Consider the following 16,797-nt stretch of genomic DNA (forward strand, 5'->3'; position numbering starts at 1 on the left):
CAGGGCTTGCGACTTTAGTCGTGGGAGTCTCAAAACGCCTTTAAGACACACCGCCCCGATGTACATAAGTTATTTGAAGATTTACTTCATAGAAATGATCAATTCGTCCTTAAAGACATCCAAGAGATCCTGGATGACTTAAGACCTCATTTCGAAAAACTACAAAATGAGTGGGAACAAAAGACACAAGAAGTTAAGAAAGAGTGGGTTATAGAAAAACAAAGTTGGGGCAGTAAGGAAGCCGACTATAAAATGCGTATGGGTGACCAGCAGCAAGAACATCGAAGAGCTCTCGAACTAGTTGAACAAGAATCAAGTGAAGTAGGAAATGAATTAATTATTATTTCCAAAGTGTTAGACAGATTCAAAGAGACAACAGAAAGAGTGGCAACTAATCACCATTGGGATGAACGAGATTTAGATTTGTTTGAAGGGGTAGTTACGTACATACGTGAAGGCCAGTTCCTTAACAAAGCTACAGAATTTCGTCCCCGTTCTCAAAATGATACTAAAATCGACATAACGCATATCAATAATCAGGATAATGTTTATGTGAAAATTCTAAACCACGATAAATATTACAGTGTATTGGAGGACGGCATTATTTTACGGTTTTACGAAGTCCCAAAATGGATAGTTCGTTATTATATGGATCCAAGTTTCATGAAGCAATTGAGAAATTCTAACATAGATGGTACAATTGCAATAAGAAAACTCCATGATTTGGTCTGGATTCGCAAGCAGCTAATTGATGCAGCGAAGGAGGAAGAACAATGAAAGTGGCAGTAAATAGAAAACCTGTGGCTCTTAAATCGAGCAGGAGAAAACAGGAAGTTTCGGTTGAAACCTTTGTTCGTTCCAAACAAGGGAAAATCGAAAGAATGAGTAAAAGGTCCATGGATAAAATGCAAAGCATTGTGGAAGGAAAAAAACGAGCTTAATAAGGACAACACAAATCAGAAGCGATGGTTATGCACTATCGCTTTTACTATTTTCATTTACGATTTCATTCATCTTTCGAAGTGATTCGCTAATTATGTTTTGGATTTTGACCATTTTTTTTTCCACGTAATGTTCGGCTGTTATTTTATTGTCCCGATTAGGATTATCCTTAAGGTTCATACAGATCACCTTTGTATAATTTTAGTTGTTACATTATATGTTCGGATCTCAATTAAGAGTACATAATTAATCTCCGTAAGTTTAATATTTGCGAAAAGGCACTTCTGTATCCATGTAGGATATGAGGGAACAACAGCTGAAATAACCAATCGAACAGTGCAAGCTGTTTATATTCCCAGGAATCAGTTAGATGGGAGTAATAAACATTCGAAAATAAAAAGTGTTCACTTGTACTTTCTATGTGGCAGGATGATGAAGCAAGCTATGGACTATAAATTGGGGAAGCTGAAAATTGCTTCAAACTTGGCTTCCTGAAAAATTGCAGCAGGAACACTTATTTTAGTACGGTCTTTTTTTGAATCAATTTCAAAAATGGAAAGAATCAAATTTGTAACAAATACGATCGCTTCTTACCGAAGATCCTATTCCCGATATGTGTTTTTAACCGTTCATACATTTCAGCCAGAGGCTTTTGCGGCAATTATTGATCATTTTTAACATAGGTACTGAAGTGCAGCTGTTAAATCAATAGAAACAAATAATACGAAAGCAGCCGATACAAGGTTGCTTTCGTATTATATAAAGTATTTGTGAATGTTACATGTTGATTTTGAGCCAAATTAATAACATTTCTTTCTTTACCAGTTAGGTCATTAAACGCGTGTATTTTTTGAGTGTACAGGCAAAAGTTATCAAAAAGAGGCGTCCCAGCCCCTCCTTCTTCAGCATATGGTGGATGATAATTGGTGGCCGGTCTGTAAGATGTAAGATGAAGTAGTAGATTTTGTGAGGGGTTATAATCCATTTAACTAATTGTCGGAATTGGACTTAAATCACAAACAATGATTAAGAGATCTTTTTATTAACACCTCTTTCTGCTTTAATATGGTGTAATAAGGGTAGCAAATGCATATTCTATCTACCACTTTTAGGAGGTGTAGTATATGACCAATGAGGATGAGAATAAAATGGCAGTAATTGATGTGCACCTTACTTTAGATGCTTTTAAGGAAATGAAGAAACTGCTTCAAGAAGAAATGCGTTCTCAAGGATTAACAACAGACGATATCAAAAAAGAAATTGAACTTGAAAGAAATGGCTAATAAACCAAGAGTAGTAATTGATACAAATATGTATTTATTTGTATTTCCCCATTTAATTGCAATTCCTCGACTAATGAATTGCATCAAAGAAAACAAGTGGGGATAGATATGTAAAACTGCTGAACAGTCTGCATATTTTGGGTACCCTAATTGGATGGAAATCAAAAAGAAGAGGAAAAAAAAGACAAGAAGCTGGCCCAAAAGATCGTATGGGAAACGATACTCCCGGGTCAGCTTTTCCTTTTTATAAGTGTGTGCACTAAAATTAACCCAGTTTCCCAACATGAACACCTTGCCGGAAGACCGGAGTAATAAAAGTCTTTTTCGAACAACTTAAACATCCTGGAACAAAAATCAGCGGGAATATCCCCTATCGAAAGAACACTTTGTCCACATTGTATTCCGATTGAAGTTTATTAATGATAAAGGTTTCATAAATCTCTCTATACATCGGGTCTTCTTCGAAAGAAATCACAATTTTGTGTACTTCATCCCTGTGATTTTTGATAGGGGATACGTTATCCTCAAAATGCTTCTTGACTCTTTGCCTTAACTTCCTGGCTTTCCCAACAAACAACAGCTTATCCTTATTGTTATAAAACATAATGATTCCAGCCTTATCTCTTGGGATCAGGTGGAAATCAATGAACCCATATGTACTTGGTATTTCAGGTTCATTTTCCACTCTGACTTGTTCACGTTGGGTAATAGTAAGATCCGGTTTTGGTATTTCGATTGATATCAGTGTAATCACTTCCTCTTCTTATATCAGAGTAAATGTTATCACATGTTTTAGAGAAAACCAATTTACTGTGAATGATGGTTTTGAAAAGCTTGCTGTTCTTTGTCAGCTGCGGTTTCTGTTTGCGGGCTTTTAGTTTGTATTTAAATTTTGTAAGCGCCAAACAATCCCCCTGCTAAACAGAATGAAGACTCAGTATTATTTAGATAACTTGTTGAAGACTATACAAGTGATAGGAAGAGTCGATGACCAAGGTAGTATTTTATCTAAGGCACTCTCGTCTGTTGTATCGATATTGGGAAGCTTCTCAAATAGATAGTTAAGATAGTAATCAGAGCAAAACATTAATTCAGTCAATTACTTCATAGGTTCTTCCGAAACTTGCTTTGATTGATGCGTGTGCGGTAATTGTTTATAATAGGAATCAAGATATTGGGAAATAGGGGGGAAATCGTTGAATCTGGAGATAAAAGAGAAAATAAAAGGAATTATAGAATCTCATATTCAGCATGGTGTGAATAATCCTGGGTACACCTATTTTGGAAAAGTAAAGGATGTGTTGAAATGAGCCAATTTAAACAAGACATTCTGAATTACGGTGATGATGTTAAGGATTTAGATTATAGTGCTTATGAACATTTAAGGATGCTGCATGATAGAACACAAATTGAAAATATCGTTGATAAATTAGATATGAACGAGAAAATTATGCTCGTCATGTATGACTTGATGTTAGTGGAAAAAGCGGAGGAAATGGCTAAACATATCAGTAAAGTATACGACTTTTCTTTATCTGATAAGAACGGTATTCCGATTGAACAATGGTGGTGGCATCTTGATAAGGTCGCCGAAGGTAAAGTGAAGGTAAATTATAATGTCTCAGCTGAGAAAGTAATATAAGAAGTCCTAAACGGGCTTTTTTTTATTTGTAAAACAAACGTTTAATGCTCATACCACAACAATCAATGATCTAGTCGACTTTTCCTTTGTTTACGATGAACTTCAGGATAAATATTGCCTTGATAATGACAAAGACGGATGTGCTGGAGGACGAAATCATCGCCTACTCTGAGGAACTCATCAAGGTAATTGAGAAGGAAGAAACCCTTATACAGTATCCAAAAGTGAAGGAGCAGTTGAATCTATTGAAAGAGGCGATTGTAGATGATATGGAGCAGCTCCAGTGTTCAAAGGACCTGGACATAAGACGGCCGACTCTTCCTTTTTTGGATACATGATGCACATGGCAATGAGCAAAGAACGGATTATTACTGCCGCAACGATTACGACAGGTGAAAAGAATGACGGAAAGCAATTGGAAACGCTCATTGAAAAAAGTATCAAGGCTGGAATGGAAGTTGATACGGTCATTGGTGATGCAGCCTATTCTGAAAAAGGAAATATTGAATACACCAATGAAAAGGAAATAAAATTAGTAGCTAAATTAAATCCCTCCTTAACACAGGGTTTTCGTAAAAAAGAAGACGAATTTGAATTCAATAAAGACGCTGGGATGTATGTTTGTAAAGCTGGACATATGGCATTCAGGGAAGCTTGCGGAGGAAAGAAGGGTGTAGCTGTCAATCTGGTCGATACCTACTACTTTGACATTGAGAAGTGCAAACGGTCCCCTTTCAAAGTAGGCTGTTATAAAGAAGAAGCCAAAAACAAGACTTACTCGGTTACCATTAAATCAAATGTGCATACCGAACAGGAAAAATTCCAAAAAAGTGAGTATTTTAAGGAGAAATCAAAAGAATGATATAAGATTGAGGCAAAGAATAGTGAGCTGAAGCACAGACACGGGTATGATGTGGCCACATCCTCGGGTCTAATTGGTATGGAATTGAATTACAAGGGGCTATGGCCATTTTCGCCGTAAATCTAAAAAGAATCCTAAAGATACTGGATTAAATTTAAGGAAAAACAACCTGAAAAAAAGAAAAAAGCCGACTTCTCCTTCCAAAAATATGGAAGGAGAGTTGGCTTTTTTCTTTAAGGCAACAGGAAATTCCTAAAAGCCAGTAGATTTTCAGTGGCCTCCTTAATCAGCCACCATTTTTTATTTCCGGATATTATTTTATTCAACTAGAGTTAACCATCTTTGGAATTTCGTTCGTTTTTTTCGCACCCAGTTCTTGTCTAGTAAGTACCATTTCCAGACTGTTTGTATTGGCAGCTCAACAGGGCAAGTATCTATTTATTATTCACCCATTGGCTAGCAGATGATCTGATTCAAAATAAAAATGTCATTTTCCAATGTAATATATATATGGACTTTTACTTTCTTGCTGATAGCCTGATTGTCTTTCGAAAAAACTTTTTTATCCACCATGCTACTTTTTCCTTTTTTAACTTTATTTAAAAGATGAAAGAGGTTCATGGAGAAGGGCAGTGTGGCAGATAAGATAATGAATTACGTTTTCTCCATGAACTGGCTGAATGCCAACTTAACTATTTTAGATTGAGGAGGAGTAATTCTATGAGCAAGTTATTAATCAATGAAAAAACGTTAGTGCTGCTTCCGTCTTTGGCTGTGAAAATTGGTTTGAATGAAGCGATTGTCCTGCAGCAGATTCATTATTGGCTGTCTTCCAGTTCGCATGTGATTGAAGGGAGAAGGTGGGTGTATAACACCTACAAGGATTGGAATAAGCAGCTGCCGTTTTGGTCAGAGAGCACCATCAAACGCACGATCATGGCGCTTGAGGACCTTGGCTACTTGATTTCCGCCAACTTCAACCGTAGCAAAATGGACAAGACCAAATGGTATACGATTGATTATGAAAAGCTTGAGTTAATGGATGGAGAAGAGCCGGAAGAATCGTGCCCGGGTCAACCTGAACCATCTGCGGTTTCAGAGAGCGACCTAGAGGATTTCAGCAAGAGCCAAGCAATACCAGAGATTACTACAGAGATTACTTCAAAGAATACAACAGAGAAAAAAGAAATCTTGCCTTTTTCCGAAATCATTCAGTATTTAAACGAGAAAACCTATTCGGCTTACAACCCTAATACGAGAAAAACAATGGAGTTGATAAGAGCTCGATTCAGGGAAGGGTTTACCTTAGCTGAGTTTAAGAAAGTGATCGATCATAAAGCTGCAGAATGGTTGAATGATCCGAAATGGAGTAAGTATCTTAGGCCGGAGACTTTATTTGGGACGAAATTTGAAGCTTATTTAAATCAAAAGCCAGCAAAGAGAAGGCTTCGGGGGGAGGATTTGAATTTACATGACTAAAAAAGACGTTTTTAACTTATTGGATTTAATTGCGGAGTTTTATGAGAAGTTTGAGTTCGACCAGAAGAAGCTGGATTCCTGGCATGCAGCCTTACAGAGTTTTTCTTTTGAAAAGGCACAAAAAAACCTTCTTGCTTTCGTTGCCGTCTCCCAGTTTCCGCCGAAAGTGGCTGATCTTGTTGACGGCGGAGAAGGAGTTTCCCGGTACGTTCCTGGTATTCAGGAAACCATCGCAGTCCTTAATGTCGATCAAAAGCCGGCATCCGATAATGTCATCCTAGAAGAATTAGCCAGAATGAGAAAGATACTTGGAATCATGAAGGGGTGAACGTGATGGAGGCAGCTGTGTTGTTTAACCAGGAAGCGGAAGAGGCTGTGATTGGCTCCTTATTTTTGGAGGAAGATCTGATAAAGGATTGTACATTAATACCTGAGCATTTTTATTTGGCAAGATTGAAGCGAATTCTTTGGGCAATGAAGCGTCTGGATGAACAGGGAAAACCGATTGATGTTATTTCGGTTGTCGAGCAAATCGGCACGCAGAACCTTGAAAAGATTGGCGGCATTAGCTATCTAACAGACTTAGCCGGAAGTGTGCCCAGCACCGCTAATTTCAACTTTTACCAGGATACCGTTTTGGAGTACTCTCAAAAAAGGAAGGCAATCGAAATAGCAGGCAGAATGATCGAGGAGGCGAAAACAGAGGAAATTGGAAGTACGATTCATAAAGGAATCCAACAGCTTATGGCCATTGAGCAGAATGGCATGGACGGGGACAGCGGAAGCATTTTGCCTTGTCTGACCGATATATACTATGATTGCGAAATGGAGATTGGCGACATAACTGGCATTCCTTCCGGCTTTAACAAGCTTGATCAGCTTACAGGCGGGTTTCAGGAGTCCGACTTTATCGTGATTGGGGCCCGTCCCAGCGTAGGGAAGACAGCCTTTGCCTTGCATATTGCGGTTCATGCAGCCGAAGAGCATATTTCGCTGATTTTTTCACTCGAAATGGCTAAAAAACAGCTCCTAAAACGAGCAGCCAGCTCTCTGGGCCATATCAGTACCCAGAATTTGAGAAATCCCCGAAAATACTTTGATGACCTGCATTGGGCGAAATTAGCAGATGCAATGGGAAAACTGTCCCTGGCAACTCTCCATATTTATGATCGGGCGGCAATAGATATCAGTTATATTTGGTCGCAGGTCCGGAAAATGAGAAAGACGTATGGTGAAGGAAAGAAGATATTGGTGGTTATCGATTATCTCCAGCTGATTGTCGGGGATCCGAAACACAACCAGAACCGTCAGGCAGAAATCAGCGCTATCAGCCGTGACATAAAACACATGGCGAGGGAACTGAATGTAACGGTTATTGCCCTTTCCCAGCTTAGCCGCGGCGTCGAAAGCCGGCAAAATAAACGGCCGATGCTATCAGATTTGCGAGAAAGCGGCCAAATCGAACAAGATGCAGACCTTATCGCTTTTCTTTATCGTGATGATTACTATGACCGGGATAGCGAGGAAAAAAATATCATTGAAGTAATTCTGGCCAAGCAGCGGAATGGTCCGATTGGCACAGTGGATCTTCACTTTCACAAAGAATTTGGGGTGTTTGAAGATGTGGAGAAGGGAGACAAGGTCGGGATTGAGAAATAACTAATCAAACATTAGCCCGGTTAGCCCATTTCTTTTCGGCAAGTTGCTAGTCCTTCTTTCTGGTGCTTTATGCTCAATTGTTACATTTTCATCTCTTTTTTCTTGAAGGAAAGTCGCAGGTTTGCTTACAATTAAAGAAACCCATATTTTTACATAGTATTAGATTTATAAGCTGGATGGGAATTCACGGAAAGGGTTACCCAAAACAATGTCGATTAAAATCTATGAAGCTGAGACACTGGTAAATGCGATGGAAGAACGCGCCCGCCAGTATAGTGAATTCAGAGATCAGTTAAACCATTTAAAAAAAGAGTTTTCCAATATCGTGAATTTCGATGATGAATTTCAGGGAAAAGGGGCTGAATCGATAAAAGGTTTTTTCCAGGCTCAGATTGACGTGGTGGACAGCTGGCTTCGGTTGGTGGATCGGCAAATTGCTTTCTTCACGAATATTGCCGGGGATGTGGAAGAGGAGAAGCTTGGCGGTCAAACGATCGTTCAAGTCCCTTTTCTAGAGGAAGAGCTGGCGAATGCAAATAATATGTCGATCAAGATGGTAGAAGCCCAGCAGGATGACTTGCAAAAGATTTTTGACCGTATTGACGACCTGGTTCCACTTAAGGTCTTTTCCGTGGAAACCTTTGGAGAGAAAATCAATCAGGCCGAACAACAACGAACGAATACGATCCAAAAAGTCCATGAGCAGGACCAGGCTTTGTTGGCAGACTACGAAAAGTCCGAAGCGGACCAGGCTACTACCCTAGCACTTATGGAGCAAATCCAAGGTTCAAGCATCAAGGGCGGACAGGTGTCATCCCTCTTTTTCGATGCCAAGTCCTATAAAAGCAGTAACGTCTACAAGGATTTACAAGATAGGAAAAGGGAGACTAGCGAATATCTTTCAATTAAGAAAGCAGAAGCTGAAGAAAGGCGAATCGAAAAGCTGCAAAAACAGCTAGCCAGCGTAAATGATCCGGATGAATATTTAAAGATCGCTAAGGAAATTGGATATGACAACCTGACAGATTCCCAGCAAAGCATGTTCAGGCAGCTGGAAATGGCCCAACAAAATGCGGAGATCGGAAAAGGAATTGGCCGGGGCCTTTTCGATGTCGGGAAGGATCTATTTGATGGAGTTAAGGATTTAATCACCGATCCATTCGGTACGATGGAAGGTGTCGACTCGATTATCCACCCTGTTGATACAGCCAAATATATTGCAAACGCGATTGAGGAGTCCTTTAAACGGGACATGATCAATGGGGACGCCTATTCACGTTCGCGCTGGGTAACCTATGCACTCGGAACTGTTGTGACATCGGTCGTTGGCACGAAAGGTACGACAGCGGTAGTAAAGACTGGGGTAGCCGATACGAGGAAAGTAGCCCGGAAAGTTGCAGATAAAACTAACACTGCGGCAAAACAGATATCAATTCAAAACTTATTGCCTTATAACCTGAACCGTCAAGTTGCGCTGGATGGTGGTGTTCCCTATAACACTGTAAATAGTGTTAATTTAAAAGAGCAATTGATTTCTAAGGCGAAAGCGATAGTGGGAGTTAGAGTTGAGTATGGCAACCAATATACCAAAGTTAATCGTAAAAAGACTTTAAAACCTAACGTAGAATATACAACGAGAGACGGGTACAAATACAATACAGATAGTAATGGCCGAATAACTGTTGTTGAGGCAAAATTAGAATTAGGAAAGGCAGGGCGAAATCCATACGCTCAAAGGATTGTCGGTGGGAACGATAGAGTCTCTAATGATGATGGGGGACATTTAATTGCGAGTATTTTTAAAGGGTCAGGTGATATTGACAATTTAGTCCCTATGAATGCTACTCTAAATAGGAGCGAGTATGAAACTCTAGAGAATACATGGAAAAAAGCTTTAACGGAAGGAAAAGTTGTAACAATAAAAATAAAACCTTTATACGAAGGACAATCAATGCGACCATCCGAATTTAACATTAATTATACAATCGATGGAAAAAAATATTCAGATCGGTTAACAAACTATACAGGGGGTACACAATATGGAAACTAAAGATATGGAGCAAATTTATCAGCAAATCGCAGATATATTAGTGAATATAATACCTGAAGAATGGAAAAAAGTTTACTTATATGCTGAGATCAGAGAGTGCTATAAAAAGGTTTTCTTTTATTATTATCCTGATTCACGTGAAGAATCAGTGTATAGTCTTGATATTACTGATGAGTTTATTGTTGATGAAAATAAGTTTGATGAACTAGAAAATAAATTATATAGATGTTTCTCTGATTTACTTGAAGAATTTAACACGCAAGAACAAAAATTGTGGACCAATTTAACTTTTATTTTAGATAACACTGGCAAAATGAAAATCAATTATGGATATGAAGATATTTCCCAACTTAGTCCTGTTGAAAAACAAGAAAGGTGGGAAGCTGAGTATTTAGAGTAAAATAAAATTCCAGTTTAAAAGAAACTATTGATTAGCTGTATGAACTAAACCCATTAATTGGGCGGCTTAAAATCTCAGATTTAATACACATAAAAGATGATTTCGGTATTGACGCGGGATCATCTTTTTTAGATTTCTAAGATTTTTCCATGGACGGAAGAAGCTCCAGATATCAATGGAGTATATATTAAAGTGTGGAATAAACAACATACACAGAAGAATTTACTTACTTAAAAATCTCGGTTTTGAACAAATGAATAGTGTAAGGAAAAGCGTCTTTCGCAAAAGATGGTTCGCAAATAAATTTACATCATTTAATTCAAAAAGAACCAGGTGCCATTGTAGAGACCCCGAGAGTTTACATCAAGAATATACAAAATATTACATGTGCTAAAATTAAACGGAGATAATTTCAGACAAGATCCAGTTTAAAGGCACAGTACGATAATTTTAGAGAAAGGTATTGGAGATGGAGAGCTAAACAATACGAAATGGAAAACAATTGAGGTGAAAGACTTGGAGTATTTAACAGTTGAAAAGTTTATTGATAAATATGAGGAAGATGGTGACTTCACAGGCGGTATTAATGAAGAAAAAATTAAGCTTATTGAGGAGCAACTATATGTACAATTACCGGAAAGCTATAAATCAGTATGGACAGCCCTATGAATCTTTAAACAAATACTATTTAGCGAGGAAGCGAATTTATAGATCATTTTTACCCAATATCAAAGTGGTATCTATTAGCTTAAATGGGCCTTTTTTCTTGAGGTGGAACCTGCCAATGTAACATAATGTCGATCAAGATGGTAGAAGCCCAGCAGGATGACTTGCAAAAGATTTTTGACCGTATTGACGATCTGGTTCCACTAAAGGTCTTTTCCACAGAGACCTTTGAAGGAAAATCAATCAGACCGAAACTGAATTGGGAAGCAACAACCACATAAATATATTTGCCCATGATACATTTTTATTTGATTTCAAGAAACTCAAAGGTATTTAAAATATAAAAACTCATAAGTAAAGCACATGATTGTCCCCCAGGCAACAGGTGCTTTTATTTTTTTCTGTTTTGACAGGTATCACCCCATAGCCATCAAGCTAAGAATAATAAATACCCCAAAGTGGAAATTTTGTTTTTTTTGCTAAATATAACTCTGATTTTTTCACTTTGGGGGACATATAAAATATTAAATTGATGAGCATGCGGCCGTTCCCCTAATAGTCTTCAAATGTACATTCAAATGGTAAGCCCATTTTTTTACTATCATGATTTTCTTTTTACCGTTAAATCTTGACTTCATATTAGCTGGTAATGTGGAAGAAAGAAAATATCCATTCTGAAGCTCTTTAATTAAAATCAGATATGAACGAAATTTGTGAAATTACATTGTGTACTTCGGATGAAATCGCTTACAATGGATGTATTAACTAGTAAGGAGGCAATTTACATGACTGACATGACGAATCAAACCGTACAAACATATAAGGGTGGAACGCTTCCTTAAATTTGTGAACGGTGTCCCCCCTTATATGTGTTTATTTAAAAACACAATAAAGGGGTAAGTTATGAGTTTTCCAGTAAAAAAATTTCTCTCTTATTATAAACCTTATTTACCGATATATCTTACGGTTTTGGCGTGCTCCTTGGTCACATCGGCTGCAACTTTGGTGTTTCCCTTGCTCGTTCGGTATATCACGAACGATGTTCTGGAAGGAGACCTGTCCACTGCGCTAAATAAAGTGTATTGGGTTGGCGGGCTGATGCTTGTTTTAATTGCGATCCAGAATATCGGGAACTACTTTGTGGACTACAAGGGGCATGAAGTCGGTGCTCGTATGGAAAGTGATCTGCGCAGTGAGCTGTTCGCACATATGCAAAAGCTTTCCTTTAGCTTTTACGATAAGGAAAAGACAGGCCAGCTCATGTCTCGAATTACAAACGACCTTCTGCTGGTTTCCGAGTTGTACCACCATGGTCCGGAAGACTATGTCAAATATCTCATCCGCTTTATCGGAGCGTTTGTCATTTTGTTCTTTATTAACGCGCCAGTAACGATTGCCGTATTCTGCTTTTTGCCATTCTTAGCTGCCTTTGCTCTATATTTTAATAAGGCATTAAACAAGGCATTAAGAAGGAACAAAGAGCGAATTGGGGATATAAACGCACAGGTAGAGGATAGTCTATCGGGAATCCGCACAGTCAAATCGTTTGCCAACGAGCACTTAGAGATCGAGAATTTTGACCGAGAAAATCATCGTTTCCTCGTTAGTCGAAAAAAAACGTATAAGGCTGAAGCGTACTTTTCCAATGGTATTGAAACGTTTATCCAACTGATTACGGTCACGGTAATCATCTTTGGCAGTGCCAGCATTGTTAAAAACACGATGGATTTAGCAGATTTGATCACTTTTTTTCTGTATATCGGCTTTATGATTGAGCCGATTCAACGACTGTCCCATATGAGCGTGCAGTTTAATGAAGGAATCACTGGCTTCCAGCGCTTTATGGAAATTATGAATTTGAAGCCGTCAATCGAAAACAAACCAAATGCCTTGACCCTGCAAAAGGTACGCGGTGAAATTGAGTTCAAGCAAGTTTCTTTCCATTACGAATACCATTTGGACAATGTTTTAGTGAACCTGTCGCTTCGCGTACAATCGGGAGAGTACGTTGCGTTAGTCGGTCCATCTGGTGCGGGAAAAACCACATTATGCTCGCTCATCCCCCGTTTTTATGATGTGACGGATGGAGCGGTGTTGCTAGATGGGATCAACGTCCGCAATATCGACCTGCAATCATTAAGAAATCAAATCGGCATTGTACAGCAAGATGTTTACCTTTTCACGGGAACTGTACTGGAAAACATTCGCTATGGAAATCCGACTGCGAGCGATGAAGACATTATTGCGGCAGCCAAGCACGCCAATGCCCATGACTTTATTATGAGTTTACCAAACGGATATGATTCCGAGATCGGCCAACGGGGTGTTAAACTGTCTGGCGGCCAAAAGCAGCGGCTGAGTATCGCCCGTGTATTCTTAAAGAATCCGGGAGTACTTATTTTTGATGAGGCCACGAGTGCACTAGATAACGAGAGCGAAAGCATCGTCAAGGAATCACTAGAATCGCTAGCCAAAGGACGCACGACCCTCGTCATTGCCCATCGCCTTTCCACGATCCGCAATGCCGGGCGGATTATCGTCCTAACGGAGAATGGTATTGTGGAACAGGGCACACACGAGGCGTTGCTTGGACACGATGGAGCGTATGCACAGCTGTATTCCAGGCAGTTTGAATTATAAATGTAAGTTCATAAAACAAAAATCGGCTCTCTCCTTAACGAAGGAGGTAGCCGGTTTTGTTTTCCAGGCCCAGTACTTGCGTTGCTGTAACCAGGGGCAAAGTAGCGAGACACCCCTACCTGGAGTAGCGTCGGGATTCAGCATTTCCTGACTGTACCCAAGGTGTCACCCCTTAAGGCTAATTAAAAAGCTGCAAAAAAAGCTGGCCAGCGTAAATGATCCGGAATATGTAAAGATCGCCAAGGAAATTGGATATGATAACCTGACAGATTCCCAGCAGAGCACGTTCAGTCAGCTGGAAATCGCCAAACAAAATGAAGAGATTGCAAAAGGAATCGGTCGGGGCCACTTCGATGTCGGGAAGGATCTATTTGATGGAATTAAGGATTTGATCACCGTATTTCCCTACGCAATCTTTTGCAGGACGCATAAACGAACTAGAGATGCGTTTTGCGAACGAGGTTTCGGGAATACGTACATGGATGGAAGTTGATTGCCGTCAAGTGTTTCAGGAAATAGAAGCAAAAACTGAATTTTTGATTCCAAATGAAATATTGGACAATGAAGAAAAGCTTGTCGGGTTCTTCAATGAACGGATTTCTGAGGTTGTGGAAAACCCCGAAGTATTTAGACAACCGTTTTCTTACCAATCTCATTATACAGGCAGTAAGCCACATTGCATTGGAGGTATGGTGGGCGGATTGGCAGCGGGCATATTAGGTGGCATGCTGCTGAGCGAAATCATGGATGGATTTGATCTGGATGGATTCGCCGAAGGTGCTGCAGACACCATTGGGATGGATGAGGATTTGCTTGATATGAATGAGGGAGGCGATTTCGGAGACTTCGGAGACTTCTTTGATGGTGGAGATGAATAAATGAAGAACATTGGACTTTAGTTCCATATTCAAAGACACGAAAATGGCTGCTTTTTTTTCCTGGACTAGAGGGTAGCTCAAGTTTTAAAAAAGGGATTGCTTCTTAGGCAACTAGATCATCCTTCAGGCCTTCGCAACGATTGCCAGCAGCGTAAGGATGATTTAGACGGTTTGGACCTTCACCGGGCAAATCCGAAGCCGGAGGGCAAGTACCGCAAGTAATTCCGGAGAGCCGGGGTGAGGGAAACACCTTGCCTTGCTTTCTTTAGCTGTCAAATCAAACTTTAACGGTTTTATAGGTACACATATTTCGCAATAATCGTTGTAAATCATATCACCAGTGTATCTTTCAAAAAAGATCCGGTTTATTAAATATTGGGTTATGATGGAATGCCCATCTGTTTGATCAAAACGATTAAGGCAGATCGCATTATATTAAAGTTGGAACGGTAAAAAATAAACTTGAAACATTGAAATCTGTTTCAAGTTTTTCGTGTATAATTTTTATATAAAAATAGAGTGTGACTCTTGTGTGAAGTAGGATTATATTGTTAAGGAGGGGAACTGGCTTTGGTAAGACAACTGATTTCAAAGCGATAAAATGCATTACGATCTATCAAACCTATAGCAAGTGATGATTAAAAAAGCAAAGATATGTTGTAGAAGGGACCTGATCTTTCAAGACTTCTTGGTCTAATCGCGAAGACTTAAGCGGCATGATACATAAGTTTTAATCAATTAACAAGCAAGCACAGCGATTAGCGGCAGTTGTCTTTGGAATGGTGGTTCTCATCATATTGATGAGACTTATTAAATGGCTTTTTTCAAGGTCATTTTTCCAGGGCTTTATTGAAGCTGCAGGATTATTCTTAAGCTTTGACATCATTGTATTCCACTGGGTTTTTCAGCTTCACAGAATCACGAATGGGACTGAGGCGAATTGGCTGGGGCCCATTCTGGTTGTGTTCGGCAGCATTTTTGTGTGGTACGGTATAAAAAGGGAAAGACAGAATACCAAAATAGAGAACACGGAAAATGTGTTTCAAGGTTAATCAATTGGAAGTTATCTTTCTTAATCACGATAAAAAATGGAGGCTATCATGATAAAAGCAATATTTTTTGATTTGGATGACACACTTCTCTGGGACCAGAAAAGCGTAAAGGAAGCCTTTGCGGCTACCAGTAAATTCGCCCAGGAACGGTATGGGATCGACCCCGACCAATTTGAGGAAGCGGTTCGGGAAGAGGCAAGAAAGTTATACTCCTCATATGAGATATACCCTTTTACACAGATGATCGGCATCAATCCGTTTGAAGGGTTATGGGGCAATTTTCTGGATGATCACGATGATTTTAGAAAAATGAAGGATCAGGTTCCAACTTACAGAAAAGAAGCCTGGACAATAGGGCTTAAGAGGATGGGTATTGATGACCCGGACTTTGGATTTGAGCTGGCGGAGCGATTTCCGGAGGAGCGCAGGAAGGTTCCCTTTGTTTACGAGGAAAGCTTTACTACCCTCGATAGGTTAAAAGGGGATTATCAGCTTTTGCTTATCACAAATGGCTCGCCAGACCTGCAAAAGACAAAACTCGAGATTACATCAGAACTGGTTCCCTATTTTGACCAGATTGTTATTTCAGGCGCCTTTGGAAGAGGAAAGCCTGATCCTTCGATTTTTGAACATGCTTTATCGCTTATGTCCTTAAAGAAGGATGAAGTGATCATGGTAGGAGACAACTTACTGACTGATATTCTTGGCGCGAATCGAGCGGGCATTCGATCGGTTTGGATTAACCGCCATAATAAAGTACGTGAAAAAGTGGTTCCCGCCTATGAAATTCACCATTTAGATGAACTGTTTCCTATTTTGGATGAGTTGAAGGATAAGCAGGAAACATAATGAAAAACATAACTTGAAAATCAATGAAAATCGCTTGGAGACAATCCAAGAAAATCGGAAAGAAGAATAAAAAGATCCGTGAAATGAAAATGCCGCCAAAATTTTATTCTTTTGGCGGTTTTTTTTGTACCTCTTTTTGAGATGAATTTGCTGGTGAACCGAAGAAGTGAAGCCCCGGAATACGTACTGATTCTTATCTAACTCATAATATTTTGGACTAGTGAATTGAATGGCCTCGTCACTTCATAATCTCAGGCAGGTTGTGACTCTGCCCGATTGGGATCGAAACTAAATTTGAGACTCTCACGACTAAAGTCGCAAGCCCTGCACCTTACGGTGTGACGGGTGGGATTCTTGAATGGACTAAGCGTTCGCAGTCCATTTCTGTTTTGAAC

The 16,797-nt window shown here is 39.4% G+C and carries 15 protein-coding genes and 2 pseudogenes; 16 read left to right on the plus strand and 1 reads right to left on the minus strand.

Going from position 1 to position 16,797, the window contains the following annotated elements; genetic code table 11:
• The first annotated feature begins 252 nt into the window (after nt 1-252).
• From ELQ35_RS15640 to ELQ35_RS22690, 3 genes are all read left to right on the plus strand, one after another.
• On the plus strand, nt 253-777 hold the full coding sequence (locus tag ELQ35_RS15640; RefSeq protein WP_126865851.1) for a hypothetical protein: 525 nt from the start codon (nt 253-255) through the stop codon (nt 775-777).
• Entirely contained in the window at nt 774-941 is a 168-nt protein-coding gene (locus ELQ35_RS22685) for a hypothetical protein (RefSeq protein ID WP_185861796.1), read from the plus strand. Before ELQ35_RS15640 ends, ELQ35_RS22685 begins: the two co-directional genes overlap by 4 nt.
• Before the next feature lie 1,125 nt (nt 942-2,066).
• The gene (locus ELQ35_RS22690) at nt 2,067-2,225 is read left to right on the plus strand and encodes a hypothetical protein (RefSeq protein ID WP_185861797.1); all 159 of its coding nucleotides are present in this window, start codon (nt 2,067-2,069) and stop codon (nt 2,223-2,225) included.
• A 370-nt stretch (nt 2,226-2,595) separates the two neighbouring features.
• On the opposite strand, the gene ELQ35_RS15645 is transcribed toward ELQ35_RS22690, so the two are convergent.
• Nucleotides 2,596-2,970, minus strand: a complete 375-nt coding sequence (locus ELQ35_RS15645; protein WP_126865873.1) for a GIY-YIG nuclease family protein — start codon at nt 2,968-2,970, stop codon at nt 2,596-2,598.
• A gap of 561 nt (nt 2,971-3,531) precedes the next feature.
• Between ELQ35_RS15645 and ELQ35_RS15650 the strand changes: the two genes are divergently transcribed.
• The 13 genes and pseudogenes from ELQ35_RS15650 (at nt 3,532) to ELQ35_RS15705 (ending at nt 16,402) form a co-directional block, all read left to right on the plus strand.
• Nucleotides 3,532-3,867 (plus strand): hypothetical protein, encoded by a 336-nt coding sequence (locus ELQ35_RS15650; RefSeq protein WP_126865853.1) that lies wholly within the window; start codon nt 3,532-3,534, stop codon nt 3,865-3,867.
• A 128-nt stretch (nt 3,868-3,995) separates the two neighbouring features.
• Nucleotides 3,996-4,881: pseudogene (locus tag ELQ35_RS15655) on the plus strand (transposase); the annotation flags it as partial.
• A 568-nt stretch (nt 4,882-5,449) separates the two neighbouring features.
• A complete protein-coding gene (locus tag ELQ35_RS15660) occupies nt 5,450-6,208 on the plus strand; it encodes a conserved phage C-terminal domain-containing protein (RefSeq protein ID WP_126865855.1) in 759 nt (252 codons plus the stop codon).
• A complete protein-coding gene (locus ELQ35_RS15665; protein WP_126865857.1) occupies nt 6,201-6,536 on the plus strand; it encodes a hypothetical protein in 336 nt (111 codons plus the stop codon). Before ELQ35_RS15660 ends, ELQ35_RS15665 begins: the two co-directional genes overlap by 8 nt.
• Before the next feature lie 5 nt (nt 6,537-6,541).
• The gene (dnaB, locus tag ELQ35_RS15670; RefSeq protein WP_126865859.1) at nt 6,542-7,867 is read left to right on the plus strand and encodes a replicative DNA helicase; all 1,326 of its coding nucleotides are present in this window, start codon (nt 6,542-6,544) and stop codon (nt 7,865-7,867) included.
• Between the two features lie 208 nt (nt 7,868-8,075).
• Complete coding sequence (locus ELQ35_RS15675; RefSeq protein ID WP_126865861.1) at nt 8,076-9,917, plus strand: DNA/RNA non-specific endonuclease; 1,842 nt, start codon at nt 8,076-8,078, stop codon at nt 9,915-9,917.
• On the plus strand, nt 9,907-10,317 hold the full coding sequence (locus ELQ35_RS15680; protein WP_126865863.1) for an immunity protein YezG family protein: 411 nt from the start codon (nt 9,907-9,909) through the stop codon (nt 10,315-10,317). The genes ELQ35_RS15675 and ELQ35_RS15680 overlap by 11 nt, the downstream gene beginning before the upstream one ends.
• A 266-nt stretch (nt 10,318-10,583) precedes the next feature.
• Nucleotides 10,584-10,823, plus strand: a pseudogene (locus ELQ35_RS23785) (HNH/ENDO VII family nuclease); the annotation flags it as partial.
• Between the two features lie 10 nt (nt 10,824-10,833).
• Nucleotides 10,834-10,986: an SMI1/KNR4 family protein gene (locus ELQ35_RS22395; protein WP_143253472.1), complete on the plus strand. Its 153-nt coding sequence runs from the start codon at nt 10,834-10,836 to the stop codon at nt 10,984-10,986.
• 900 nt (nt 10,987-11,886) lie between these two features.
• Nucleotides 11,887-13,623 carry an ABC transporter ATP-binding protein gene (locus tag ELQ35_RS15690; RefSeq protein ID WP_126865865.1) on the plus strand — a complete coding sequence of 579 codons (1,737 nt, stop codon included), beginning with the start codon at nt 11,887-11,889 and terminating at the stop codon, nt 13,621-13,623.
• A 443-nt stretch (nt 13,624-14,066) separates the two neighbouring features.
• Entirely contained in the window at nt 14,067-14,501 is a 435-nt protein-coding gene (locus ELQ35_RS15695; RefSeq protein ID WP_126865867.1) for a hypothetical protein, read from the plus strand.
• 800 nt (nt 14,502-15,301) lie between these two features.
• Nucleotides 15,302-15,553 carry a hypothetical protein gene (locus ELQ35_RS15700; protein ID WP_126865869.1) on the plus strand — a complete coding sequence of 84 codons (252 nt, stop codon included), beginning with the start codon at nt 15,302-15,304 and terminating at the stop codon, nt 15,551-15,553.
• A gap of 48 nt (nt 15,554-15,601) precedes the next feature.
• Entirely contained in the window at nt 15,602-16,402 is an 801-nt protein-coding gene (locus tag ELQ35_RS15705; RefSeq protein ID WP_126865871.1) for an HAD family hydrolase, read from the plus strand.
• Nucleotides 16,403-16,797 lie beyond the last annotated feature (395 nt).

Source organism: Peribacillus cavernae (assembly GCF_003989135.1).
Lineage (GTDB): Bacteria > Bacillota > Bacilli > Bacillales > DSM-1321 > Peribacillus > Peribacillus cavernae.